25 protein-coding genes are annotated in these 24,334 nt (G+C 71.5%); 13 read left to right on the forward strand and 12 right to left on the reverse strand.

Annotated features, from left to right (window positions below; translation table 11 throughout):
• Positions 1 to 8 precede the first annotated feature (8 nt).
• Both SACE_RS21570 and SACE_RS21575 read right to left on the reverse strand, forming a co-directional pair.
• Positions 9 to 473 (reverse strand): MSMEG_3727 family PQQ-associated protein, encoded by a 465-nt coding sequence (locus tag SACE_RS21570; RefSeq protein ID WP_009942737.1) that lies wholly within the window; start codon positions 471 to 473, stop codon positions 9 to 11.
• A gap of 726 nt (positions 474 to 1,199) precedes the next feature.
• Positions 1,200 to 2,075 (reverse strand): Rv0361 family membrane protein, encoded by an 876-nt coding sequence (locus tag SACE_RS21575; RefSeq protein ID WP_011874350.1) that lies wholly within the window; start codon positions 2,073 to 2,075, stop codon positions 1,200 to 1,202.
• Positions 2,076 to 2,254: 179 nt separating this feature from the next.
• Between SACE_RS21575 and SACE_RS21580 the strand changes: the two genes are divergently transcribed.
• The gene (locus SACE_RS21580; protein WP_009942735.1) at positions 2,255 to 2,983 is read left to right on the forward strand and encodes a hypothetical protein; all 729 of its coding nucleotides are present in this window, start codon (positions 2,255 to 2,257) and stop codon (positions 2,981 to 2,983) included.
• A 42-nt stretch (positions 2,984 to 3,025) separates the two neighbouring features.
• Here SACE_RS21580 and SACE_RS21585 read toward each other — a convergent pair whose 3' ends face one another.
• A complete protein-coding gene (locus SACE_RS21585) occupies positions 3,026 to 3,895 on the reverse strand; it encodes a MurR/RpiR family transcriptional regulator (protein ID WP_009942733.1) in 870 nt (289 codons plus the stop codon).
• Positions 3,896 to 3,995: 100 nt separating this feature from the next.
• Here SACE_RS21585 and SACE_RS21590 point away from each other — a divergent pair, with 100 nt between their 5' ends.
• Together SACE_RS21590 and SACE_RS21595 are read left to right on the forward strand one after the other, a co-directional pair.
• On the forward strand, positions 3,996 to 5,372 hold the full coding sequence (locus SACE_RS21590) for an MFS transporter (protein ID WP_044547501.1): 1,377 nt from the start codon (positions 3,996 to 3,998) through the stop codon (positions 5,370 to 5,372).
• 103 nt (positions 5,373 to 5,475) lie between these two features.
• Positions 5,476 to 6,684, forward strand: a complete 1,209-nt coding sequence (locus SACE_RS21595; RefSeq protein WP_011874353.1) for a metal-dependent hydrolase family protein — start codon at positions 5,476 to 5,478, stop codon at positions 6,682 to 6,684.
• Positions 6,685 to 6,753: 69 nt separating this feature from the next.
• Here the strand turns inward: SACE_RS21595 and SACE_RS21600 are convergent, their stop codons facing one another.
• On the reverse strand, positions 6,754 to 7,050 hold the full coding sequence (locus tag SACE_RS21600) for a hypothetical protein (RefSeq protein WP_009942730.1): 297 nt from the start codon (positions 7,048 to 7,050) through the stop codon (positions 6,754 to 6,756).
• A 1,124-nt stretch (positions 7,051 to 8,174) separates the two neighbouring features.
• Between SACE_RS21600 and SACE_RS39425 the strand changes: the two genes are divergently transcribed.
• The 3 genes from SACE_RS39425 to SACE_RS21610 all read left to right on the forward strand — a co-directional run bounded on the left by SACE_RS39425 (position 8,175) and on the right by SACE_RS21610 (position 9,556).
• On the forward strand, positions 8,175 to 8,597 hold the full coding sequence (locus SACE_RS39425) for an RNA polymerase sigma factor (RefSeq protein ID WP_011874355.1): 423 nt from the start codon (positions 8,175 to 8,177) through the stop codon (positions 8,595 to 8,597).
• Entirely contained in the window at positions 8,585 to 8,998 is a 414-nt protein-coding gene (locus SACE_RS39430) for a zf-HC2 domain-containing protein (protein ID WP_050784263.1), read from the forward strand. Before SACE_RS39425 ends, SACE_RS39430 begins: the two co-directional genes overlap by 13 nt.
• A 102-nt stretch (positions 8,999 to 9,100) precedes the next feature.
• Complete coding sequence (locus tag SACE_RS21610) at positions 9,101 to 9,556, forward strand: VOC family protein (RefSeq protein WP_009942728.1); 456 nt, start codon at positions 9,101 to 9,103, stop codon at positions 9,554 to 9,556.
• Between the two features lie 36 nt (positions 9,557 to 9,592).
• Here SACE_RS21610 and SACE_RS21615 read toward each other — a convergent pair whose 3' ends face one another.
• Entirely contained in the window at positions 9,593 to 9,892 is a 300-nt protein-coding gene (locus SACE_RS21615) for a hypothetical protein (RefSeq protein ID WP_009942727.1), read from the reverse strand.
• Between the two features lie 195 nt (positions 9,893 to 10,087).
• Between SACE_RS21615 and SACE_RS21620 the strand changes: the two genes are divergently transcribed.
• Positions 10,088 to 10,621 (forward strand): GAF domain-containing protein, encoded by a 534-nt coding sequence (locus SACE_RS21620; protein ID WP_009942726.1) that lies wholly within the window; start codon positions 10,088 to 10,090, stop codon positions 10,619 to 10,621.
• Between the two features lie 20 nt (positions 10,622 to 10,641).
• Here the strand turns inward: SACE_RS21620 and SACE_RS21625 are convergent, their stop codons facing one another.
• Positions 10,642 to 11,199: a DinB family protein gene (locus SACE_RS21625; RefSeq protein WP_009942725.1), complete on the reverse strand. Its 558-nt coding sequence runs from the start codon at positions 11,197 to 11,199 to the stop codon at positions 10,642 to 10,644.
• 298 nt (positions 11,200 to 11,497) lie between these two features.
• On the opposite strand from SACE_RS21625, the gene SACE_RS21630 reads away from it, so the two are divergent.
• Entirely contained in the window at positions 11,498 to 11,698 is a 201-nt protein-coding gene (locus tag SACE_RS21630; protein WP_009942722.1) for a three-helix bundle dimerization domain-containing protein, read from the forward strand.
• Between the two features lie 57 nt (positions 11,699 to 11,755).
• Here the strand turns inward: SACE_RS21630 and SACE_RS21635 are convergent, their stop codons facing one another.
• The gene (locus SACE_RS21635) at positions 11,756 to 12,079 is read right to left on the reverse strand and encodes a hypothetical protein (RefSeq protein WP_009942721.1); all 324 of its coding nucleotides are present in this window, start codon (positions 12,077 to 12,079) and stop codon (positions 11,756 to 11,758) included.
• 419 nt (positions 12,080 to 12,498) lie between these two features.
• Between SACE_RS21635 and SACE_RS21640 the strand changes: the two genes are divergently transcribed.
• From SACE_RS21640 to SACE_RS21660, 5 genes are all read left to right on the forward strand, one after another.
• Positions 12,499 to 13,107: a 2Fe-2S iron-sulfur cluster-binding protein gene (locus tag SACE_RS21640; protein ID WP_009942720.1), complete on the forward strand. Its 609-nt coding sequence runs from the start codon at positions 12,499 to 12,501 to the stop codon at positions 13,105 to 13,107.
• Positions 13,104 to 14,087: an FAD binding domain-containing protein gene (locus tag SACE_RS21645; protein ID WP_009942719.1), complete on the forward strand. Its 984-nt coding sequence runs from the start codon at positions 13,104 to 13,106 to the stop codon at positions 14,085 to 14,087. The genes SACE_RS21640 and SACE_RS21645 overlap by 4 nt, the downstream gene beginning before the upstream one ends.
• A 10-nt stretch (positions 14,088 to 14,097) precedes the next feature.
• Entirely contained in the window at positions 14,098 to 16,326 is a 2,229-nt protein-coding gene (locus tag SACE_RS21650; protein ID WP_009942718.1) for a xanthine dehydrogenase family protein molybdopterin-binding subunit, read from the forward strand.
• A gap of 172 nt (positions 16,327 to 16,498) precedes the next feature.
• Entirely contained in the window at positions 16,499 to 17,131 is a 633-nt protein-coding gene (locus tag SACE_RS21655) for a TetR/AcrR family transcriptional regulator (RefSeq protein ID WP_009942717.1), read from the forward strand.
• Positions 17,124 to 18,422, forward strand: a complete 1,299-nt coding sequence (locus tag SACE_RS21660; protein ID WP_143538185.1) for a macrolide family glycosyltransferase — start codon at positions 17,124 to 17,126, stop codon at positions 18,420 to 18,422. Before SACE_RS21655 ends, SACE_RS21660 begins: the two co-directional genes overlap by 8 nt.
• Before the next feature lie 65 nt (positions 18,423 to 18,487).
• Here SACE_RS21660 and SACE_RS21665 read toward each other — a convergent pair whose 3' ends face one another.
• The 5 genes from SACE_RS21665 to SACE_RS21685 form a co-directional block, all read right to left on the reverse strand.
• Positions 18,488 to 19,108 carry a PaaI family thioesterase gene (locus tag SACE_RS21665; protein WP_009942714.1) on the reverse strand — a complete coding sequence of 207 codons (621 nt, stop codon included), beginning with the start codon at positions 19,106 to 19,108 and terminating at the stop codon, positions 18,488 to 18,490.
• A gap of 40 nt (positions 19,109 to 19,148) precedes the next feature.
• Positions 19,149 to 20,099: an NAD-dependent epimerase/dehydratase family protein gene (locus SACE_RS21670; RefSeq protein WP_009942713.1), complete on the reverse strand. Its 951-nt coding sequence runs from the start codon at positions 20,097 to 20,099 to the stop codon at positions 19,149 to 19,151.
• Positions 20,100 to 20,181: 82 nt separating this feature from the next.
• Positions 20,182 to 20,517, reverse strand: a complete 336-nt coding sequence (locus SACE_RS21675; RefSeq protein ID WP_009942712.1) for an ATP-binding protein — start codon at positions 20,515 to 20,517, stop codon at positions 20,182 to 20,184.
• Between the two features lie 14 nt (positions 20,518 to 20,531).
• Complete coding sequence (locus SACE_RS21680; RefSeq protein ID WP_009942711.1) at positions 20,532 to 21,482, reverse strand: quinone oxidoreductase family protein; 951 nt, start codon at positions 21,480 to 21,482, stop codon at positions 20,532 to 20,534.
• Positions 21,483 to 21,499: 17 nt separating this feature from the next.
• On the reverse strand, positions 21,500 to 24,268 hold the full coding sequence (locus SACE_RS21685; RefSeq protein ID WP_009942709.1) for a beta-ketoacyl synthase N-terminal-like domain-containing protein: 2,769 nt from the start codon (positions 24,266 to 24,268) through the stop codon (positions 21,500 to 21,502).
• Positions 24,269 to 24,334 lie beyond the last annotated feature (66 nt).

A 24,334-nucleotide genomic window follows, 5' to 3' on the forward strand; every position in this document is an offset into this window, starting at 1 on the left:
GCTCCTTCCTAGGGTCGCGGCTGGGCCGGACGGTCGAGCCGGGCCTGCTCCGGGACGTCGCCGAGCACGACGATCGCCCCGACCATGCCCCGCCCCTCGTCGTTGCCGATGGGTGAGCTGAACCAGTAGTAGCCCGGGCCGTCCAGGTTCAGGCTGGCCGTTGCCCGGGACTGGACCGGCAGCCACACGAACTGCCGGTCGCCGTTGCTCGGCAGGAGCGCGCAGTGGGTGTTCTGATCATCGTTGAAGATCTCGAGCTCGAGATCGCCCGAGTGCGGCATCACGAGGATCGACGGGTCCCACACCAGTTCGTCGATCGGGATCCGGATCTGGGCGTGCAGCCGCCCGTCCGACCCCTCCTCGGCGTACTTGAGGTTTCCGTGGGCGAGAATCCGCCCCAGCGTCGCCTGGTTCTGCTTGTCCAACCCGAGCTCGCTCACCAGTGCCGACAGCTCCCCTGCTGTGGTCGCCATCGGCCTCACCTCCTCATGGATCCCGACCACGTGCGCCACGGCGGAATCGCCGCCGCATGCGCGGCCGGAGAATCTTGTCCGCCTCGTCCGTGCCCGTCGACGGGCCGGACGTACTGGGGTCGAACCGCTTCAGGGCGCCCGGTCGGTGCGAACGGGCGTGATCGGCGGGACTGCGGCCCCCCGGCCGGCATGCTGACGCGCCGGCCGCACAGCGTGCTCATCCGTCATAGCGCCCCCGTTCCCGGGAAAAGTCCCCTCGCGGCGGGAGCTGCCGCCCAGAAACCCGCGAGCACGCCCCGCTCTCGATCGAGGTGGATGCGGGTACCGCTCGATCGCGGTCGCGCGGATGCCACTGGCTGCGCTTCGGCCGCGCCGAGGTCCGATGGTCCGTGCTGCGACTGCTGCGGGCCGGCGGCGCGCTCAAGTCGACCGGCAGGGCGGGCTCGCTGAACATCGCAAAGCCCCCTGCGCCGGTCGCGCCCTGCGCGGCCGGTGTCTCCCAGTGCCTCGCCCGGGCCACCCGACGCCTCCTGCCGCGTGTTCCCACCGCAGGTGGAGCGTAACCCCCGCGTCACGCTCGCGTAAGTCGAACTTCCTGGCGGGCGGCCGGAAAACAAAAAATCAGGGAAGGGGACCGGGGACGGACGCGGCCGCGCAGGCGCTGTCCCGGCGCACCACCGATCACATCGGCACCGCCCGCAACACCCGGCCCCCTTGGACGAGCGGTCAGGCGCAGAGCTTCCAGTCGCCGTCTTCCTTGGTCAGCTTCAGGTTCGTGCTCTGCGGGGGCTGGCCCGGGATCGTCGACTCCAGAGCGGCGGTCCCCGAGTCACCGTTCTCCTGAACGCTCTTCACCGACGTCTTCACCGCCCTGAGCTGTTCCAGGTCCTGCGGCTGCGCCACCTTGAGGAACTCGTTCTTCTCCTGCTGGAGCTGCTCGATCGCCGGCATGACCTGCGAGCACACGAAGGGCCGGTAGCTCTCGGCCGTCACGCTGCGCGGGTCCTGAGTCTCCTGCGTCGCGAGCGCCGCGTAGTCCTCGGCGACCGACTGCGCCGAGGCACCCCAGAGGTAGACGTAGCCCGCTGCCGCGCCCCCGGCGAGAACCAGAACCGCCGCGGCGATGCCGACGACCAGGCCGGTCTTCCTCTTCCCGGCCGGGACCGCGTCGGCTTCTCCAGCCTGGTCCGCCTCATGCTGATCGGTGCCCTGCTGGTCGGTGCCCTGCTCGTTGGCGTCCTGCTGATCGGCGCCCTGCTGATCGGCGCCCTGCTGGTCCGCCTCATGCTGATCGGCGCCCTGCTCGTTGGCGTCCTGCTCGTTGGCGTCCTGCTCGTTGGCGTCCTGCTCGTTGGCGTCCTGCTGGTCCGCTGCCTGCTGGTCGATGCCCTGCTCGCCCGCCGCCTGCTGGTCGTCGTCCTGCTGGTCGGCGTCCTGCGGTTCCTCGGACTCAGCGGGCGTGGGGTGCTCCTCCGAGTCGGCCGCCTGGTTGTCAGGCTGCTCGCCCGAGGCCTCGGGCTGCTCGCCCGAGTTGTCGGAGCCGCCCGGGTTCTCGGGCTCCTCCGAACCGTCGCGGCCGGGCTCTTGCGGTGCAGGTGTCATGCAAATCCTTCCTGGTCCGACTGGAACTGCCTCTCCCCACTTGTACTTGACCGGATACCGCGCGTTCCAAGCGGCTGGGTCCCCACTCCGCGTACGTCAAGCGGCGCACTGGGTGAAGTGCCCGTGAGATTGCGCTCAGCGGTACCAGTCGGTCGTCCGGGTGTGCCAGGGTCTCGCGCATGCGGATCGAGGAGGTGGCCACGTGGGCCGCGGCCGGTCTGGCGCTCATCGCCGTCGGACTCGCATGGTGGCAGTTCTGGCTGGCCCGCCAGGAGGCCAAGCAGGCGGAGCAGCGAACGGAGGCGATGCGCCGTCTGGCCGGCGCCGCCGAGCGCGATGCCGCGAAGGCGGCGGAGGCCGCCCGGAACGCGCATGAGCAGGCCGAACGCGCCTGGGAACAGGTCAAGCTGTCCAGGAATCAGCTCGAGGAGGCCCGGCAGGAACACCGGGCCAGCGCGCAGACCGAGCAGTGGGAGTGGGCCTACGCGGTGACCAAGGCCGCCCGCGAGCTCGTCGACACCAGCCAGGAGCTCATCCGCATCGCCCTGGACCCCCAGGTGGCACCGCACTACCGGACGGCCGCGGACCGCCACTACCGCCACGCCGCCCAGCGCTGGCAGGACACCATGATCAAGGCGGTGGCCCGCACGTCTCCGCCCCTGGAGATGCAGCAGCAGGTCGTCACGTTCGCCGAAGTCCAGCAGCGCCTGCACGGCACCCTCGGCGTGCTGCTGCGCGCCGTCGAGACGAACACGCTGGCCGACGGCGACGCGCTGACCAAGCAGGTCCACGGCCTGCGCCATGAGCTCAACAACGCGAACCGGCACCTGCAGCGGATCGTCAGCGCGAACCTGACCACTACGGACACTCCGACCCAGCAGATCACCGGCGGTTTGCCATCCGCCTGATCGACCGCGCGGCCCCGGCCTGCCAGTAGCGCGAGCGGCTGGTCAGCCGCGCCGGGGCCGGCGGTGCAGCAGGCCGAAGCGCGCCCACTGCGCCTCGGCCGCCTCGATCGACCGCCTGGTCCGCTCGGGATCCACTGTGGACAAGTGCGCGACGATCGCCTGCGCGACGGCCATGCCCGGCGCGAGCGACGGGAAGAACGCCACGCCTTCGGCGGGTATGAGCACGACCTGCTCGGCGGCCTCGACCAGCGCGGGGCTGGCCGCGTCGGTGAGGACGAACACCCGCGCACCCCGGCTGCTCGCCTCCTCGGCAGCGGTCACCGTGCTCTGGTAGAGCCGCCAGAAGCTGATCGCCACCAGCACGTCGCCCGGCTCGAGCCGGGACACCGAGTTGGCCAGGTCGGCGTCGTCGCGGACCACGCTCGCCTGGTACCCGGCCAGCCCGACGTTGTGCCCGAGCGCGGAGCCGACAGCCACGTAGCTGCCGTTGGCGACGATCAGCGTGCGCCGGGCCGCGGCGATCGCCTCGGCGATCGTGCGCACCAGGCCGTCGTCGAGCCGCCGGGACAGCACCGCCATCGACTCCAGGTCGCGGCGCAGCGAGGCCGCGCCCAGCTCGCCCTCGGTGCGGTGCGCCGCGGCGACCTCGGGCGCGCTCAGCGAGGACAGGTAGCGCGCCCGCAGCTCCTGCTGGAGGTCGACCCAGCCGGTGAAGCCGAGCGCCTGCGCGGTGCGGCTGACCGTCGCGACGTTGACCCCGGCCAGCTCAGCGGCCTCTGCGGCCGACGCGTAGGAGGCCCGCCGGGGCTGGGTGAGCAGCACCTCCAGCACCGCCGCCCCCTTCGGGCGCAGCCCGCGCTCGGGCACCCGGTCCCGCAGCCAGGCCTCGAAGCCGTCCGGATCGCCGCTCATCTCCCGCACCCCCCGTAGCGCAACAGGTATTGCACATTTCAAAAAATGCACTATATGTTGCCACCCACTTCGTTCGGTGCTGGAGCGCTGGAGGCACCTGGTGACCCTGCTGGCACGTCTGGACCGGCTTCCGCTGAGCCGGCCGCACTACCTCCTGCTGCTGCTCGGCGGCCTCGGCTACACCTTCGACGGGATGGACTCCGCGGTCGTGGCGTTCCTGCTGCCCAGCGTGCAGGAGGTCTGGGGGCTCACCAACGCCCAGCTCGGCCTGATCGGCTCGGCCACCCCGTTCGGCTTCCTGTTCGGCGCCACCTGCGCGGGCCTGCTGGGCGACCGCATCGGCCGCCGCCAGGTGATGATGTGGGCGCTGGCGGTCTACGCGCTGTTCTCGGTGGTCGGCGCGCTGGCCCCGAACTACGGGATCTTCCTCGGCGCGCGGGTGCTCGCCGGATTCGGCGCCGGGGCCGAGAGCGCGATCATCGCGCCGTTCCTGTCCGAGTTCGTCCCGGCCGCGCGCCGGGGCTGGTTCGTCGGCGCACTGGCAGGCTTCTTCTCCTTCGGCTTCGTCGCCGCGGCGCTGCTGGGGCGGTTCGTGGTGCAGCCGCTGCCGGAGGGCTGGCGTTGGGCGCAGGTGATCACCGCCGCGCCGATCGTGATGCTGCTGTGGTGGCGGCGTTCGCTGCCCGAGTCGCCGCGCTTCCTGCTCGCCAACGGCCGCGCCGACGAGGCCGAGCGCGTGGTCGCCGACCTGGAGCGCAGGGTGCTCGCCGCGACCGGCGCGGAGCTCCCGCCTGTGCCCGAGGTAGCGGTGGAGCGCCCGGCGCGGACCCGCAGGATCGGGCTGCTCTCCGCGCTGAGGTACCTGTGGAGCGGGGCGATGGCGGGCCGCACGGCGATCACGTGGCTGATCTGGTTCGTGATCACCTTCTCCTACTACGGGTTCTTCACCTGGATCCCGACCCTGCTGGTGCAGCAGGGCATCACGGTCACCCGCAGCTTCGAGTTCTCGATCATCATCTACCTCGCGCAGGTGCCGGGGTACTTCTCGGCCGCATGGCTGGGCGAGCTGCTCGACCGCAAGAACACCATCGCGCTGTACCTGGCCGGGGCCGCTGCCGGCGCGTACTGGATGTCGCAGATGACCGACCCGGTGCTGATCACCACCTCGGCGGCGGTCCTGTCGTTCTTCCTCAACGGCACCTACGCGGCGGTCTACTCCTACACGCCGGAGGTCTTCCCCACCTGGATCCGGGCCTCCGGCACCGGACTGTCCAGCGCCTTCGGCCGCGTCGGCAGCATCATCGCGCCGTCGGTGATCGGCATGTCGGCCGCGACGCTCGGCTTCGCGGGCGTGTTCGGCATGACCACCGCGGTGCTGGCCGCCGGCGTGGTGTGCACGCTGCTGTTCGGGGTGTCGACCGCGGGCCGCTCGCTGGAGGACCTGACCGAATCCGAGCCGCAAGGCGCGACCCGATGAACGCGGCGTGGCCGGACCGCCGCATGCACCGGCCGCCGACCGACTTCGGGCCCGCGCCTACCGAACCCGTCTCCCACCTCGACGACCAGGAGGAACCTGCCCCGTGACCGCCCTGCTGCTGCGCAACGGCACCCTGCTCGACGTCGACACCGGTGAGTACGCCGAAGGCGACGTGCTCTGCGACGACGGCCGCATCGCCGAGACCGGTCCAGGCCTCACCGCGCCGGGAGGAGCGCGCACCGTCGAGCTGGCAGGCGCCACGGTGCTGCCCGGACTCATCGACGCCCACGTGCACGTCACCGCCGCGACCGCCGACCTCGGCGCGCTGCCGTCCTGGTCGCCCTCCTACGCCGCCGCGCACGCCGCCCGGATCATGAGCGGGATGCTCGACCGCGGCTTCACCACCGTCCGGGACGCCTCCGGCGCCGACTTCGGCCTCGCCGATGCCCAGGCCGAGGGCCTGATCCGGGGGCCGAGGCTGATGTTCTGCGGCAAGGCGCTGAGCCAGACCGGCGGGCACGGCGACAGCAGGCCGCGCGGCACCCGCGTGCACGACGGGCACCAGTGCTGCGCGGGGCTGGGCCGGATCGCCGACGGCGTCGACGCGGTGCGCGCCGCCGCCCGCGACGAGCTGCGCAAGGGCGCTCACCACATCAAGGTCATGGCCGGCGGCGGCGTGGCCTCGCCGACGGACCGCATCGACTCGACCCAGTACTCCACCGACGAGCTGCGCGCCATCGTCGAGGAGGCCGAGGCCGCCAACCGCTACGTCGCCGCGCACGCCTACACCGCGCGGTCGGTCAGCCGGGCGCTGCGGGCGGGGGTGCGCTCCATCGAGCACGGCAACCTCATCGATGAGTCCACTGTGGAGGAATTCGTCGCGCACGACGCGTTCCTGGTGCCGACGCTGGTGACCTACTGGGCGCTCAAGACCGAGGGCCGCGAGTTCGGTCTACCGGAGAGCAGCTGGCGCAAGGTCGACGAGGTGCTCGACGCCGGGCTGGCCGCGCTGGAACGCGCGCACCGGGGCGGGGTGCGCCTGGCCTACGGCACCGACCTGCTCGGTGGGATGCACCGCCACCAGAACGAGGAGTTCCGCATCCGCGCCGAGGTCCAGCCTCCGCTGGCGGTGCTGCGCGCGGCCACCAGCGCGGCGGCCGACCTGCTCGGCATGACCGGGGAGCTCGGCACCCTGCGCCCGGGCGCGCTGGCCGACCTGGTCGTCGTCGAGGGCGACCCGCTGACCGACATCTCCGCGGTCGCCGACCCCTCGCGCATCCGCCACGTCGTGCAGAGCGGTGTCCTGGCGTAGCCCCGGCGGCCTGACGAACATCGCCCCGGCCCGCTCGTGGCGGACCGGGGCGATGTTCGGTGCCGCGGCTCAGTCGCCGATGGACTCGCCGCCACTCGCCGGCCGCGTCGTCGGTTCGGAGTCACCCTGCTCCTGCTGCCCGTCGCTGCTCTGCGAGGTGGTGTCCTGCTGCTGATCGTCCTTGGTCGACGTGCGCTCGTCTCCGCTCTGCTGGACGCTCGTCTCCGACTTGCCCGGTTCGCTCTTGCCGGGCTGGCCTTCTTGGAGCTTGGACAGCTCGGACAGGCCCGGGATCGGGAGCTCATTGGCGAAGGCGGCGCCTCCGGCCAGGCCCAGCCCGAGGGCGAGAGTGGTGGCCACGGTCACCCGAACTATGGTGCGCGACACGGTTCCTCCTGATCAGGTAGGTTGATCGGTTGCATTTCGACCCTCGGGCAGCACGGCAGTGCCCGCATCCGGAACCAGGCGATCTCCGTCGAACGAGATCACCCGGTACCCCGAAGGTGCCACTCGCACGCTGGTCTACCGATCCCTCAACGCGCTGCGCCGGAACGCTGCCGCCACAACGGAACCCGGCCACGCCCGGCGAGTCCTCGCCTCCGCGGCTGACGAAAGCCGCCTTTGCTTGGCACGCAACCACATTCGCCGGGGCGTTCCGACCTCAGCATTCCCCACTCACACCGAGAAGGAGATTTCCCGCCTCCCACAACGAGAAACTTCCCTTCCGCCGACCGGGTCGGCTGACTCCGGTCATGAAGTTCCCGCCCGCAGCGGACCGTCGACACCGCCACGGACCCACGCCGTGCGGATCGGAGCGTCGTCGCCCGGCAAGGTGAAGCTGACGGACGTGGCCCGCGCGGGTCCCTCGGTCTTGCGCCCGCTGAGGTGGGCGACAGCCGGCTGCTCCTCGGCCACGACGACCTGTCCCCCGCTACCCGGCGGAGGCAGCTCGACGGTGACCGGCAGCGCGCCGCTCTGAGGAACGCTCGGGCGTCCATGGCAAAGCACCGGTTCGCGCGCTTGCTACCGGGACGCCGATCCGCCGCGTGAGACGCGTCCCCGTCGTTTTCCTTGGCTTCCGCGCCGGAAAGACGCTCGATCAGGCGTTCCACGTCGCGCACGGGTATGCGCCGGCGGTGGTGCGCGAACACGGCGAGCAGGAACAACGCCGGGCGGCCCAAGCCGAGGGCCGCACTCGCCAGCAGGATTCCGATGAGCTGCCAGGGGTCTGTCACGCCTTCCGAACACGCGACGGAGCGCCATGTGACGGCATGACGCCCACCTCCGCCACAAGATCACTCGGATGGGCGTACGGCTCTCGCTTCATGACGTGGAGCCGGCGGTGTTCCGTTGTCAACCAGTGCTGTCACCACAGGAGCGAAGCGGTATGGCCGAGCGCAAGTACGTTCCGGGACCCAGCGACCGGGAGCTGATCAGCGCAGTGCGCGCGGGCGGCGCCGACGCGTACGGGATGCTCTACCAGCGGCACAGTGCCGCGGCCCGCAACCTCGCGCGGCAGCTGGCCTGGTCGTCGCGCGAAGCCGACGACCACGTCGCCGAGGCGTTCGCCCGGGTGCTGGACGCGCTGCGCGCCGGCCGCGGGCCCGACGAGGCGTTTCCGCCCTTACCTGCTGGTCACGGTCAGGCACGTCGCCTACAACCGGGCCCGCAAGGACCGGCCGCTGCGGCCGGCCGAGGACGTGACCACGACGCTGGGCGTCCGGCTGGAGGCCATCAGCGGGTCGTTCGAGGACACCGCGGTCGCGAAGCTGGAACGTTCGCCGGCCTTGCGCGCCTTCGCCCGCCTGCCGGAGCGCTGGCAGACCGTGCTGTGGCACACCGTGGTCGAGGGCGAGTCGCCCCAGCGGCTCGCGCCGCTCCTCGGTCTCACGCCCAAGGCATGGCCGCGCTGACCTACCGCGCCCGGGAGGGCCTGCGCATGGCGTATCTCCAGGTGCACGTGGCCGGCAACCCGCCGGACGACTGCCACCCCACCGTGGACCGCCTCGGCGGCTGGACCCGCGGCGGCCTGTCCGAGCGGGAAACCGATCAGGTCCAAGAGCATCTGGACAACTGCGAGCGCTGCCGCGGGCTGGCCGGCGAACTGGCGGACGTGAACCACTCGCTGCGCGTGTTCCTGGCCCCGCTCGTGCTCGGTGTTCCCGCGTTCACCTACCTGGCCGGCTACCACGAACACGCCCCGGCCGAGGCAGCCGATCCACGGCACCAGCCCAGCAGCAGGGGCTGCTCCGACCGGCCTACGGAGCCTGAGCCGGGGCGGCCACACCCCGCAGCCTGTCGACCGGGGACTTGAATCGTTTAGCACCTCGGTCCCACGGGGAAGCCGAAGTTACCGACAGCCGCTGGCGTCGACTCCCACGCATCTCGCTGATCGAAAGATCGTCAGGAGGCACCAGTGACGGACCACTACGACTTACCCGCACCGCAGCAGGGACTGGTCGTCACGCACTTCCTGACCGTGCGTGACGTCAGCGTCTCCCGGGAGTTCTACGCCGACATCTTCGGCGGGCAGGTCGTGTTGGCCGAGAACCCCGCCATCGTGCGGATCGCCAACAGCTGGATCATCATGAACCCCGGCGGCGGACCCACACCCGACAAGCCCGACATCGTGCTGACCCCGCCGCAGCCCGAGGATCCGGTGTCGGCCTTCCTCAACATCCGGGTCGCCGACATCGCCGCGTTCTACGCGGACGCCCGCGCGAAAGGCGCGCACTTCCTCACCGAACCCAAGGACCGCAAGGCCGAGGTGCGGTGCTATCTCCGCGACCCCGACGGCTACCTGATCGAGATCGGAGAAGCCACCGGGATGCTCCACGGTGTGTTCGCCGACCGGCCCGCCACCTCGAGCTGATTCCGACGCCGAGAGGCCGGCGCTGTCGCTGTCGCATCACGAGCCGGCCAGTTCAGCGCTTGGTGCGCTGCTGGATCGTCGTGCCACAGCGGCGCCCGCCACTATGGCCGCCGCCACGGGCCACTCGACCATCTCCAGCACGGCCAGCGCGCCCAGAGCGCCGTAGAAGACCATCATCCTGGGGGAAGGCAGATATCCCCGAACGATGTTGAGCACGAACACGAGTTCGTCTCGCGTGGGAATGCGGCGATCGGACTGGTCGAGCTCGGTGGCGATATCCCGGAGGTTCCCCGTCGCCGCCTCACGCCCCGTCGGCCTCCGCTGCTTCGCAGCCATGTTCTCTCCTCGAACCTCAGGGCAACGCCCGGTGCCGGCCGACAATCGGGTACCACCCCGAGGACCGCGGCAACCCTCCGTGTCCCGGCTACCCGCCGGGTGGGTTCTCGTGCCGGAGTTCGGGGTACTGCCTTGGCAAGCCTCGAGGCCGCGTTCCGTGGTGCTCGTGGCGCTTGGGCAGACAGAGGGGGGCACATGGGACGGCTCCGGGACAGCGCCGACGAGTTCGCGTTCACCATGGCCGAGGTCGCACGCGAGCTGATGCAGGCACGGACGGTGACCGAAACCCTCGTCCGGGTCTCGCAGTTGTGCGTCGAGACCGTGCCCGGGTGCGACCACGCCGGCGTGCTGCTCGTCCGCGGGGAGCAGGTGCAGACGTTGGCCTCGACGAGTCAGCTCGTGGTCGATTCCGACAGAGCCCAGGGCGAGCTGCGCGAGGGACCGTGCTACGACGCCGCTCGCGACGCGACGTGGTTCCGCGTCGTGCACATGGGCGCCGAGAAGCGCTGGCCGCGCTACGCGCCCCGGGCCCGCGAACTCGGTATCGGGGCCATGATGGGCTTCCAGCTCTTCACCGACTCCGACCAGCTCGGCGCCCTGGACATGTACGCGGACCAACCCTACGGTTTCACCGCGATGAGCGAGCAACTCGCCTGGATCTTCGCCTCGCACGCCACCGTGGCGGTCGCGGCATCACGCGCGGGAGACCAGCTACGGCTGAGCGAATGAGCGCCCCCGACCCGTGCCCCTCAACCCATGCTCCTGGCACCGTCCAGGGACTCGCGGATGATGTCGGCGTGGCCCGCGTGCTGGGCGGTCTCGGTGATGATGTGCAGCAGCACCCGGCGAGCCGACCACCGCTCGTCGGCCTCGAACCAGGGAGCCTTCGGCAGCGGCTGGGTGGCATCCAGGTCGGGCAGGGTGGCGACCAGCTCGTCGGTCCGGCGAGCCGCCTCGGCGTAGTCGGCCAGCACGCCGGCCAGGGTCTCACCCGGCAGCATGCGGAACCCGTCGACCCACCGGGCCTGTTCGGCCTCGGTCATGGTGCTGAAGTCACCGATCGCTGACGGGCCGTCCAGGATGAAGCCCACCCAGTTGCGCTCGACCGCGGTCACGTGCTTGATCAGACCGCCCAGGCACAGCTCGCTGACGGTGGTCCGCCGCCCGGCCTGCTCGTCGGTGAGCTCACGGGTGGTGAAGCGCAGGAAGTGCCGGTGCTTGGCCAGCATCGCCAGCAGGTCGGCGCGCTCACCGGTCACCTCCGGCGCGTCGGCCTGGTCGCGGGTGGCCAGTTCGTCGAAGGTCATGATCTCCGCCCTCCGTTGTTCCACTTCCCTCGATCACGGCCCACGCTAGAGGCGGTATCGGCCAGTTCCTGACCTACTTGCGGGAGGGAATCGGGGAGAAGCACCCGCGCTGCCGGCGCCCTCAGCCGGGACCTCGGTCCCTGACGACGCCGGATGCGGCAACGCTTGCCCTGGTGGTGTGAAGGGGCGAATCATCCAGTCCGTTCCGCTTCGCTCCGATATTCCACCCATGGACGGCGACCCACCCGCCGCGCAGGCCCATCGGGAGATCGCTGCCGCCCGACAGCGAGGTTCAGGCGTGATCGATCACGAGTGGCTCGAACGGGAACTCGCGCTGGTCAACGACGAGCTTGCCCGCAGGTTTCCGTCGGTGCCCAGGGAGCGGGTGTCCTCGGCGGTCGACGTCGCGGCATCCGAGTACCTGCCCACGGCGCGGATCACGAACTACCTCCCGATCCTCATCGAACGCCGCGCGCGGACCTACCTGTCCAACCTGTGACGGCCCGCTGACACGGGCCACCGAGCGTCGGCTCGACGGCCCGAATACCTGTTCCGCTCAACTCGGCTGCGCAGGCGACCGCCGGCCACCGGCAGAACCCGGGCCGCCCTCCGCCGCGCTCTGCTGAGCCAACGCCGTCCCCACTCCGATCGCCGCCGCCACGGGCCACGCGAGCACGTCGAACACCGCCAGCGCGCCCAGACCGCCGTAGAAGACCATCGACCTGCCGGACGGAAGACGGCTCCGCACGGTGTTCACCGCGCCCGCGAGATCATCGCGCGTGGGGATGTAGTGGTCAGGCTGGTGGAACTCGGCGGTCACGCCCGGCAGGTTCACCGTCGTGCCCTCACGCCCTCCCGATCTCCGTTGCTTGGTGGCCATGACCCCTCCTCAGCGCACCGGGCCAACACCGGAGCAGCATCAGCGAACCTTCGCGTGGTCGCCACTCTTGCCACCCCGGAATGCCGAACAGCCCACCGGACTGCGGTTATGCGCAAGCCGGCGACTGCCGCGACAGCGTGCTCCGCGCCAACGGACTTAAGCCCCTGTCTGCACCGCCGACCCCGCGTCCAGCCTGTGTGCGGTAGGTGAAAGCCCCAGCGCCTCCGCCACGGACAACGCCGCGGCCTCGCCCGGCGCCGGTCCGCCGGTTGCCACGCGGCCACGAGGTCCGGGGATGCCAGGCGATCTTGACGGCGGGCCTCAGCGCCCTCGAAGACGCCCAGTCACCGCGGCAGCCGAGCACACCCGGCGGAGAGCTCACATCGGCGGCAGCCCCACAAGCGCGAAGGAGAGCCGCAATGGGCGAGTCAACGACCGGTACCCGTCAGTCGTCCGGCCCGGTCGGCGGTACGTGGACCGCGGTGGAGCCGGGGCAGCAGGAGACCATTCCGCTCTCGACGATCACGTTGCACGTCAACGGCCGTGAGCGCCGCCTCGAGCTGGATCCGCGCACGTCGCTGCTCGACGCGCTGCGCGAACACCTGCGCATGGGCGGGACGAAGAAGGGCTGCGACCACGGGCAGTGCGGCGCCTGCACGGTGCTGGTCAACGGCCGGCGCATCAACTCCTGCCTGACGCTGGCCGTCATGCACGAAGGCGACGAGATCGTGACGATCGAAGGTCTGGGCTCGCCCGGCGCCCTGCACCCCATGCAGTCCGCCTTCGTCGAGCGCGACGGTTTCCAGTGCGGCTACTGCACGCCCGGCCAGATCTGTTCGGCTGTCGGCATGCTCGCCGAAGCGGAGGCGGGTTGGCCCAGCCACGTCACCGCGGACGTGGCCTCCGCCCAGATCGCGCTGACCGACGAGGAGATCCGCGAGCGGATGAGCGGCAACATCTGCCGGTGCGCGGCCTACCCGAACATCGTCGCCGCCATCCGCTCCGTCGCCGAGGGAGGCCGGCCATGAGGCCCTTCACCTACGAGCGAGCGACGGACGAGCACGCCGCGGTCGCCGCGGTGGCCCAGCCCGGCGCGAAGTTCATCAGCGGCGGTACGAACCTGCTCGATCTGATGAAGATCGATGTCGAGCGGCCCAGCCATCTGGTCGACATCAGCCGTCTGCCGCTGACCGACCTCGAGGAGCAGGACGACGGCGGACTGCGCATCGGCGCCCAGGTGTCGAACTCCGACCTCGCCGCCGACACCCGGGTGCGCGAGCGGTATCCGGTGCTGTCGCAGGCGCTGCTCGCCGGTGCGTCGGGCCAGTTGCGCAACAAGGCCTCGGTCGGCGGGAACCTGTTGCAGCGCACGCGATGCCCGTACTTCTACTACGCGGCCTCGGGTTGCAACAAGCGCGAGCCCGGTTCCGGCTGCTCGGCGATCGGTGGCTACAACCGCATACACGCGATCCTCGGCGCCAGCGACGCGTGCATCGCCACCCACCCGTCCGACATGGCCGTCGCGATGGCGGTCCTGGAGGCGCAGATCGAGCTGCTCGACGCCGAAGGGTCGGTGCGCCGCGTCGCCATCGCGGACTTCCACCGCCTACCGGGCGACACGCCGCACATCGAGACCGTCCTGCGGCCGGGCGAGATGATCACAGCGGTGATCCTCCCCGCGCCCCCGCCGGGACGCCAGCTCTACCGCAAGGTGCGCGACCGCGCGTCCTACGAGTTCGCGCTGGTTTCCGTGGCGGTCATCGTCTCGACGGACGGCGGGGCGATCAGCGGGGCCCGAGTCGTGTTCGGCAGTGTGGCGCACAAGCCCTGGCGATCGATCGAGGCGGAGGCCGCCCTGATAGGCAACCCCGCCACGACGGCCACGTACCGCGCCGCAGGCGAGGCGGCGATGCGCAACGCCGTGGGGCAGGGCGACAACGACTTCAAGATCGAGCTGGCCAAGCGCACGCTGTGCCGCACGCTGGCGCAGGCGGCCGAGGCGAGCTGAGGAGGCGACGATGATCGGGCAAGCGCTCAACCGCGTCGACGGACAGCTGAAGGTCTCCGGCCGCGCCCCCTACGCCTACGAGCAGTGGGACGGCGGTCAGCCGCTGTACGGGTTCATCGTCGGCGCGACGATCGGCAAGGGCCGCATCACCCGCATCGACACCGAAGCCGCCGAACGCGCACCGGGCGTGCGCATGGTGATGACGCATCACAACGCTCCAGCGCAAGGTGCCCCCGACCTGTCCGTCCCCGCGGAGTACTGGCGCGCCTACCCGGCGTTGGCCGACCCCGACGTCCACCACTACGGCGAGCCCGTGGCACTGGTCGTCGCCACCACCTTCGAGCAGGCACGCGCGGCGGCCCGTCTCGTCGAGGTCGCATACGCCGAGGAACCGGGGCGCTTCGACTTCGCCGCGCACGAGGACGAGGCCTACGCCCCGGAGGCGGTGAACGCCGGACTGCCTACCGACACCGCGGTGGGCGATTTCGACGCCGCGTTCGAGACCGCCGCGGTCAGGATCGACCAGCGCTACACGACGCCGTACGTGTTCTCCCAGCCGATGGAACCGCAGGCGTGCCTCGCGGTTCCGCAGGGCGAGCACCTGACGGTCTACGCCAGCTGCCAGATCGTCGACTCGGCGCACTCCTCGCTCGCCGCCACCCTCCAGCTCGACGGCGAGCGGATCCACGTCGTCACCCCCTACATCGGCGGTGGGTTCGGCTCCAAGCTGCGCGTCCACCAGGAGACGACCCTGGCCGCGCTCGCCGCCCGCACGCTGGGCCTGCCGGTCAAGGTCGCGCAGACCCGCCAGCAGATCTTCGAGCTCGTCGGCCTGCGGCCCACATCGGACCAGCGGGTCCGGCTGGGCGCGGGACGGGACGGGCGGCTGGTCGCCCTCGCCCACGAGGTCACGATGTTCACCAGCCCGCGCATCGAGTACGCCGAGCAGAGCGCCGCCACGACCCGGCCCCTCTACGCCGCGCCCAACCGGTTGACGCGACACCGGCTGGTACCACTCGACCTGCCGCGCGGCGAGGACGTCCGCGCGCCCGGGGAAGCGCCGGGCATGCTGGCGGTCGAGTCGGCCATGGACGAGCTCGCCCACGTGCTCGGGATGGACCCGGTCGAGCTGCGGATCCGCAACGAGCCCGAGGTCGACCCCGAACGGGGCGTGCCGTTCAGCGACCGGCGCACCGTCGACTGCCTGCGCGAAGGCGCCCGCCGGTTCGGCTGGGAGCAGCGACCCACCACGCCCGGGAGCCGGCGCGACGGGCGCTGGCTGGTCGGCTACGGCATGTCCGCCGCCATCCGCGGGCACTTCCAGCTACCGATGAGGGCGCGGGTCCGGTTGGAGGCGGACGGGACCGCCGTCGTCCAGTCGGACATGACCGACATCGGCACCGGTACCTACACGATCCTCAGCCAGGTCGCCGCCGACGGGCTCGGCCTGCCGGTCGACCGCGTGCGGGTCGATCTCGGCTCGTCGGAATTCCCCACCAGCTCCGGCTCCGGAGGCTCGTGGGGCGCGGGTGGCGCCGGCACCGCGGTCCACCGCGCGTGCCAGGCCCTGCGCGAGATGCTGCTGGAGGCGGCGCGCGGCGACACGCGTTCCCCGCTGCACGGCCTGAACACCGCGGAGGCGGTGTTCGCCGATGGCAGCGTGCGCGTCGGCAGCGCTTCCGAGGAGCTGCGCGAGCTCGTGGCACGTCACCACCCCGAAGGCGTGGAGGCGGAGGGCGAGACCCAGTCCATGGCCGACGACCCGAACTACAAGGAGTACTCGATCAACACCTACGGCGCCCACTTCGCCGAAGTCGGCGTCGACGCCGACACCGCCGAGATCCGCCTGCGCAGGATGCTGGGCGTGTTCACCGCCGGTCGCGTCCTCAACGCCAAGACCGCCCGCTCGCAACTCATCGGCGGCATGATCTGGGGACTGAGCGCGGCCCTGGACGAGGACGCCGTCGTCGACACGCGGTCCGGCGCGTTCGTCAACCGGGATCTCGCGCACTACCTGGTGCCGGTCCACGCCGACGTCCCCGATGTCGACGCCGTCATCATCGAGAGCTTCGACGACAAGGCCAACGTCCTCGGCGCCAAGGGGCTCGGCGAGCTGGGTATCTGCGGAGCCGGTGCGTCGGTGGCCAACGCGGTGTTCAACGCCACCGGGATACGCGTGCGCGACTTCCCCATCACGCTCGACAAACTGCTGCCCGAGCTGCCGCTCGTGGACAGCTGACCCGGGAGAAGGCCTCGCGATGCCGGTAATCGAGGGGTAGTCGCTCGTCGGCTCCGACTCGCCCTCCGTCGAACCGTTGGTGATCAACGAAGAGCGAAGGCCACGAGCGTTGCCGGGGCATTGAGGCGCGCAGGCTAGATACAATACAGCGCTGCTCTGTATTGCATCTATCGTGAAGTCTGACGACGGCGCGCTGCGCGGCCGGCCTCCCGGGCGGCCACGCAGCGCCGAGGCGGACGAGGCGATCCTCGCCGCCGCGACGGAACTGCTGATCGAGCGCGGTGTCGGCCAGGTCAGCGTCGAACAGGTGGCGCGGCGCGCCGGAGTCACCCGTGCCACGGTGTACCGGCGGTTCCCGAACCTGACCGCGCTGCTGGTGGGCGCGGTCGAGTGGGAGTACCGCGACGCGGACACCGGCGGGCTGGAGTGGCCCGACGTCGACGCCATGGTCGCGCACTGGGCGGCACTGCTGGCGCATCCCCGCGACCGCAAGCTGATGCGTCGCCTGTACGCCGCGGCCGATGACTACCCGGAACTGCTGCGGGCATACGCCGACGCGCACGGCCGACGCGGTGTCGAGGCGGTGCGCGCCACCCTGGACCGGGCGCGTGAGGCCGGCGAGCTGCCACCGCACGTGGACTCCGCCGTCCTGCAGCAGATGTTCGCCGGCGCGGCGCTGCTCTACGTGAGCGTGCACCCGGACGACAGCGGCGAGGACGCGATCAAGGGCCATTTCACCGACATCCTCCGGCAGGTCGGCTACCGGCCCGCCGCATCGCGCGAAGGAGCGCACGACGATGAATGACAGCGCAACCGGTCCGCCCGACGTCCGCCCCGCGAACCAGGAAAAGGCGGGCGGTGCGGGTCGAATTGCCGTGGTGGGCATGCCGGCTGCCGGCCACGTCAACCCGAGCCTGCCGATCGTGCGTGAACTGACCAGTCGCGGCGTGGAGGTCGCCTACTACACCAGCGACGAGTTCCGATCGGCGGTCGAGGACACCGGCTGCGAGTTCCGCGCCTACCCGGCGGGCGCGCTCGGGTCGGCCGACATCGCGAAGGCCACGCGGACCGGCGGCCCGGTCCGGGTCGTCGCCCGGATCCTGAAGGCCACCGAGACGCTGCTGCCGTTCCTGCTCTCCGAAACGAAGTCGGAACGTCCTGACGCGATCGTCTTCGACTCCAACGCGATCTGGGGCCGCATGGCCGCGGCGAGCCTCGGCCTGCCCATGATCTCGCTGATGACGACCATCATGGTCGGCGGCAAGGACTTCTCCACCCTGACCGCACGCGAATGGCTCCACTTCCTCCGCGAGGCCCTCCCCGGTGTGCCTGCCGCGCGGTCGGCGAAGCGCCGCGTGGTGCAACGGTTCGGCAAGCAGCCCTACCCGCCGGCACCGAGCCTGCCGATGCGCGGCGACCTGACGATCTTCCCGGTGCCGAGCTGGATGCAGTCACCGAACGCGCGTCTCGACGAGCACTGCCGGTTCGTCGGACCCACGATCTCCGCGGAGAGCCGCGACCACCGCCTCGACCCCGAACTCGCCGCCTTCGTCGACGGCCCCGAGCCGCTGACCCTGGTGTCCCTGGGCACCCTGCACACCGGCAGCGAGGCGTTCTTCCGCGCCTGCTTCGAAGCTCAGGCGGCACTGCCGACACGTGTCGTGCTCACGGTCGGCTCGCACACCGATCCGGCGAAGCTGGGACCGCCGCCGTCGAACACCCTGATCCGCACCTCGGTGCCGCAGCTCGACGTCCTGCGGCGCGCGGACGTGTTCGTCACGCACGGAGGGATGAACAGCGCGCTGGAAGGACTGGCGTGCGGGGTGCCGCTCGTCGTCGTCCCGCAGCAGTCCGAGCAACTGGTCATCGGCCGGGCCGTCGCCGACCGCGGTGCCGGAGTCGTGCTGCGCCACAACCTGTCGAACCGGCCGGTGCCCGCCGCGGAACTGCGCGCCGCCGTCGACCGCGCCCTGACCGACTCGTCCCTGCGCGCAGCGGCGCGGGAAGCGGGCGCGTCCTTCGGCGAGGAAGGCGGAGCGGTCGCGGCGGCCGACGCCATCCAGGACCACCTGCGGGCCCGGAGCACGCACCGGTGATCCGGGCTGAACCGCGAGCTAAGACGTGTTTCGGATGTGGCTTGCGTAGTGGGTCGCCTGGCGGCCTAGCGGAGCTTCACGCCGAGGAACCGGCCCTCGGCGGAGACGAGAGCGGTGTCCGCCGCGGCGGCCGTGGCGATCGTGGCGCGGCCGATCGGGTGGTCACCGGACTCGTCCAGCCACGCCTTGAGCCGCAGAGGCGTCTGAAGCGGCACCGGCCGCCGGTACCGCACGGACAACGTCACCGTCACCCCCGGGCGTCCGTTCGCCGCGTGGGCACGGCCGAGGATCTGGTCCAGCAGCAGTGCGCTGATCCCGCCGTGGGCGTAGCGCGCCGGGCCCTCGTAGGCCAACCCGAGCGTGCACGTTCCGACCGCGACGCCGTCGACGACCTCCACGGTCATCGGTGGTGCCATCGGGTTCCCCGGCCCGACGACCGGGTTGTACATGTACGGCCCCGAGCTGACCGCGTCGGCGGACGCGGGCTCCCCCGGCGTTCTCGTCGCCGTGTTCAGCTCCGGGATCAACGCACGTGCGCGCTCGGCGACACCGAGCAGGGCATCCGTTCCAGCCTCCGTGGAGACCGCCGCATCGGCCAGTTCCCGCAGCGCCGCGCCCAGTTCGGCCGCGGCCGGCCGTCGCCTCTGCACCGGCGCGGCCTGCGCCTGCGGGCTCAGTTGGTCCATCCGCCTACTCTCCCGGATCGGTTGCTACGCGAGTTGTCGATCAGGGCCGCGCAGCGAGCCTTTCGCGCCACCACGTGACCGTCGCGGCGAGCGCGTCCTGCGCTGGTGTGGCCTCCTCCGAGAACGTCTCGCAGTAGGAACCGGAATCCACCACGAACGGCTCGTCGAACTGGTAGCGGATCTCCACCAGCTCGCGCAGCAGCGGCGACACCAGACCACCGAGGCGCACCATCGCCCACGGCGTCGCGGCAACCCTGACCGGTGCGATGCCGGCGATCCGGCACATGGTCTCGACCGCCTCCCGCGCCGAGTACGGCGGCGGTGTGGGGACGTGCCACACGCGGCCCCACGCCCGCTCCTCCTCGGCCAGGCGGACCAGCGTGCGCGCGATGTCGGGCACGTAAGTCCAGCTGTGCGGCGCGTCCGGATCACCGAGGACGCGGACCGTGCGGCCCTTGAGCAGCGCGGGCACCGCCCGCTCGGCCAGGTGCCCGCCCGCCGTCACGCCGGGGCCGACGAAGTCCGAGGCACGGGCTTCGGTGACCCGGACACGTCCCGCCTCGTGGCGCCGCAGGGCGTCCTGCCAGACGCGGGCGCGGACCCGTCCCTTGCGGGTGTTCGCCGCGGCGGGCAGGTCCTCGGTCAGCACCGCCTCGGTCGGACCGTAGGCGTAGAGGTTGCCCGCGAGGACCAGGACCGCACCGCTGCGCTCGGCCGCGTCGAGCAGCGCCGCCGACAGCGCCGGCCACTCCTCGACCCACCGGTGGTAGGGCGGCGCCGCGCAGCCGTAGACGGCCACCGCACCCTCGCACGCCTCGCCGAGCCGGACGCCGTCGGAGGCGTCGAGCGCGACCTGCTCGACCGAGCCGTCGGTCCGGCTGGCGGGACCGCCCGACCGGCTGATCAGGCGCACCGCGTGGCCCCGGTCGGCGAGGAGTTCGGCGGTGGCCGCGCCGACCGGGCCCTTGCCGACGACGACGTGGAGGGACATTTGCGTCTCCTGGAGTTGGGGTACGGCGGAACTGCATCAGAAGCCGCCGACAGCATCACCGCTCGCGAGGGATGCTGTCAGCTCATTTGCCATTGTGGTCGGCGAAGCTCACCGTGCGGACGATGCGCGCGTCGACGGCCTTGCCGATCGGTTCGAGCGCCTGCTCGTGCACCGGGCGGTCCACGCGCAGCAGCATGATCGCGTCCGATCCTCCGGAGGTCTGGCTCACCGCGGCCGCGTGGATGTTGGCGCCGGCCTCGCGCAGCGCGGAGTCCACGTACGGCGAAGGCGCTTTCTCGATGAGCTTCTGGTGCCGTCGTTGCACCGAGCAGTCCCGCTCGCCCAGGTGCACCGCCGCGCCGTACTCGTCGTCGGAGCCGGTCTTGTCGGTTCGGGAACGGGACGCGGTGTTCTGCATGATCGTCTCCCAAGTCACCGGGTCGGATCGAGCACGAGCTTGCCGATGCTGCGACGCGACCTCAGATCGACGTGGGCCGCGGCGGCCTGGGTGAGCGGGTAGTCGCCGCCGATCAACGGCCGCAGCCTGCCCTCGGCCGCCAGGCCGAAGACCTCGGCGACCGTGTCGGCGAGCAGCGCGGGCTCCCGCACGACGTGGTTGAGCCAGAAGCCGACCACGCTGCGCGACTGCCGCATCAGGGAGCTGATCGACACCGGCCGGTCCGTCCGCGACGCCATGCCGTAGGTGACCACCCGGCCGAACGGCGCGAGCGCGGCGAAGGAGGCGTCGAACACCTCGCCGCCGACCATCTCCAGCACCACGTCCACGCCCTTGCCGTTGTTGGCCTGCCGCAGCCGCCCGGTCAGCCCCTCCGGCGCCGAGTCGACGACCTCGTCGGCACCGAGCTCCGCGGCGATCCGGCGCTTGTGCTCGGAGGAGGCGGTCGCGATGACCCGGCCCGCACCCAGCTCCCGGGCGAGCTGGACCGCCAGCGACCCGACCCCGCCGGCCGCGGCCTGCACCACGACGGACTCGCCGGGCGCGAGCCGTGCCGAGGTCCGCAGCAGGTGCGACGCGGTCACGCCCTGCAGCAGCAGGGCGAGCGCGTGGTCGTCGCTGAGCTCGTCCGGCACGTCGAAGGACAGGTCGTGCCACACCGCGGCGAGCTGTGCGTAGCCGGCGCGCGGGATCAGCGCGGCCAGACGCCTGCCTTCCGGGGTGCGGCCCACGACCTCGGTGCCCGGCACGAACGGCAGCCTCGCGCGTTCCAGGTAGGAGTTCTCCACCAGGTGGATGTCGGCGTAGTTGACGCCGGCGCGGTCCACGCGCAGCAGCACCTGGTCGCTGCCCACCGACGGCTCCGGCAGGTCCACCACGTTGAGGACCTCCGGACCGCCGTACTTCTCGATCTGGATGGCTTGCACTGGGGTTTCCCTTCGCTCTAGGCGGTCGCGGCCGGGCTCGGCGCGGCGGTGTCCCCGGCCGACCGGAGCAGCTTCAGCGCCACGGTGGCCTTGCGCGCGAGCTCGTCGTCCGAGCTGTGCGCGATGCCCAGCCGGTAGCCGAGGTGCCCGTCGGCCGGGACGGCCGGGAGCGGCCGGGCAGCGCCGGCCGCGACGCGCTCCAGCTCCGCGAGCAGGTCGGTGGCGGTGCGCCCGACGACGAACCCGATGCCGTCCTCGGCTGCCGCGTCGCCGCCCTGCGCCGGTTCCTCGCCCTGCGGGGTGAGGCGGACCTGGTAGCCCTGCGGACCGCCGTCGAGCTGCGGGGTGCGCACCCAGCGGGCCTCCCCCGACTTGCCCATCCCCGTGACGGCGTCGAGCATCTGCAACGCGCCCTGGGCGCCGAAGTAGAACGGCTCGCCGTCCGGCCGTGCCGACGCGTCCACGCTCGCGCGACCGGCCTCGGTGATCACGCCGTGCACGTACTCGTCCTCACCGACCTGCTCCAGCGGCTTGATGACGAAGAAGACCGCGGCTTCGGCGGGCACGAGCTCCCCGGTCTGCTGCCCCGACTCGCGGATGCGGCGGGCGAACAGCTCGGTGAACTCCGGCGCCAGGTTCGCGTGCGCGCCGCCCACCAGCGCGACCGGGCACTCGCCCTGCTCCAGGTACCGGGCCGCGATGTCCAGGGACGCGCCGAAGGAGCACGCGTCGTCGTCCACCACCAGTCCCGGTCCCCTGGCGTCGAGCAGGTTGCAGATCCGGCCCGCGACGATGTTGTCCATGTAGCCGGGAAGCGCGTTCTCCCGCGTCGCCGGGATCTGCGCCAGCACCTCATCCGTGCAGGCCGCCGCGATGCGGTCGCGGGTGGCCTGGTCGAGCGCCTGGAACTCGGGGACCTGTTCGAGCGCGCTCAGGTACTCCACGAGGCGGATCCGCAGGTTGCGGGTGAGGCCGGCCTCGGTGCCGCAGGTCGCGCCGATGAACACCCCGGCGTCGCGGCGCGCATCCTGGTCGAGGCCGGCGTCCTCGAACGCCTGCCCCGCCGCCATCACCGCGAGCAGCTGGGAGCGGTCCAGCTCCGCCACGACGCTCGGCGGGAGGCGGTACTGCTTCCACGGGAAGTCCAGGTCGTCGATCACGCCGCCGCGCCAGGTCCGCTCGGCGTCCCAGACCCCTTCGGTCGTCCGGTGCCAGCGGTCACCCGGGAACCCGGTGACCCCGGCGCCGGCCGCGCGGTCCTCGTCGAACTCCGAGACGTCGACGGCGAACGGCGTGACGCAGCCGACGCCGACCACGGCCAGCGGGCCGAACCGGCGGTCGCGTGCTTCGGCCTCGGCCGGTCGGTGGTGTTCCGGCTCGTACTGCTCCAGGCAGACACTGCTGTTGACACCGCCGAAACCGAAGGCGTTGGACAGCACCCGGCGCGGCCGGTCCTCGCGCCGCGCCCACGTCTCGGGGCTGGTCGGCACCCGGAACGGCGACTGCTCCAGGTCCATCGACTCCCGCGGCGCGGTGTAGGAGTGGGTCGGCGGCAGCGTGTCGTGCTCGAAGGCGAGCAGGACCTTGATCAGGTTCGCCATCCCGGCCGCGGAGAAGGTGTGGCCGGTCAGCGCCTTGACCGAGCCCAGCGTCACCTCCTGCTCCGGCAGCGGCCTGCCGTCGAAGAGGTCCTTCAGCGACTCGACCTCCACCTGGTCGCCGTGCGGCGTCGAGGTCGCGTGGGTCTCGATGTGGTCGAGCTCCTCGGGCCGCACGTCCGCCAGCTCGAGCGCCCGGCGCATGGCCGACACCTGGCCAAGCGAGGACGGCGCGTAGATCGCCTTGCCCTTGCCGTCGCAGCGGGTGGCGATGCCGCGGATGACACCGGCGATGCGGTCGCCGTCGCGGACCGCGTCGTCGAGCCGCTTGAGCACCACGGTTCCCACGCCCTCGCCGGGGATCAGCCCGTTCGCGCTGGCGTCCAGCGGCGCGCTGTGGGTCTCGGAGAGCCCGCCGATCTTGGCGAAGGCGACGTTGCCCGTGACGCTCATGTTGCCCAGCGCGCCGCTGGCCAGCACCGTGTGGTGGGTGCGGTCCTGCAGGTAGCGCACCGCCACGTCGATGACGGCCAGCCCCGCCGCGCACGCGGCGTCGCACACCAGGCCGGGCCCGGACAGGCCGAGCACGCGGCTGACCGCCTTGGCGAGCTCGACCTCGAAGACGTTGGTCGCCGACACGCCGTCGGGGTCGGGGAAGCGGGCGTGCACCGCGTCGAAGAAGCCGGCCTCGATCGCGTCCCGCTGCTCCGGGGCGAGCGCGCGGAACGCCTCGTCCTCGTTGACGTAGGGGAAGATCTCGCGCGCCTTGGCCGCGATCGAGGTGTCCAGCAGCAGGTCGTCGCCGAGCATGTTGCCGACGAACAGCGCGGTGCCCTCGGCTTCCAGCCGCTCCGGTGTGCAGCCGGCCGAGGTGATCGCACGCAGCGTGGTGTCGAGGATCATCAGCTGCGTCCGGTTGAGATCCCCGACGGCGTCCTCGTCCACTCCCAGCAGCTCGGCCGGGAACCGGTAGTCGTCGACGAAACCGCCGAACTTGCAGTAGGTCTTGTCCTCGGCACCGCGGTCTTCGGCGTAGTACTTCTGCCATTCCCAGCGCCGCGGTGGCGGGGTCGAGATCCCACTGCGGCCGGAGAGCAGGTTCTCCCAGTACGACTCGGTGTCGTAGCCGTCCGGCGGGAACACGCAGCCGTACCCGGTGATGGCCACGGGCTCGAAGTCGGTTGTCACGCGGAAGTCCTTTCGTGTGTCGCCTCGCGGGCGCGGACGCGCTCGGCGCGGGTCAGCCGGCCGGAG

This window comes from Saccharopolyspora erythraea NRRL 2338, from assembly GCF_000062885.1.
GTDB lineage: Bacteria > Actinomycetota > Actinomycetes > Mycobacteriales > Pseudonocardiaceae > Saccharopolyspora_D > Saccharopolyspora_D erythraea.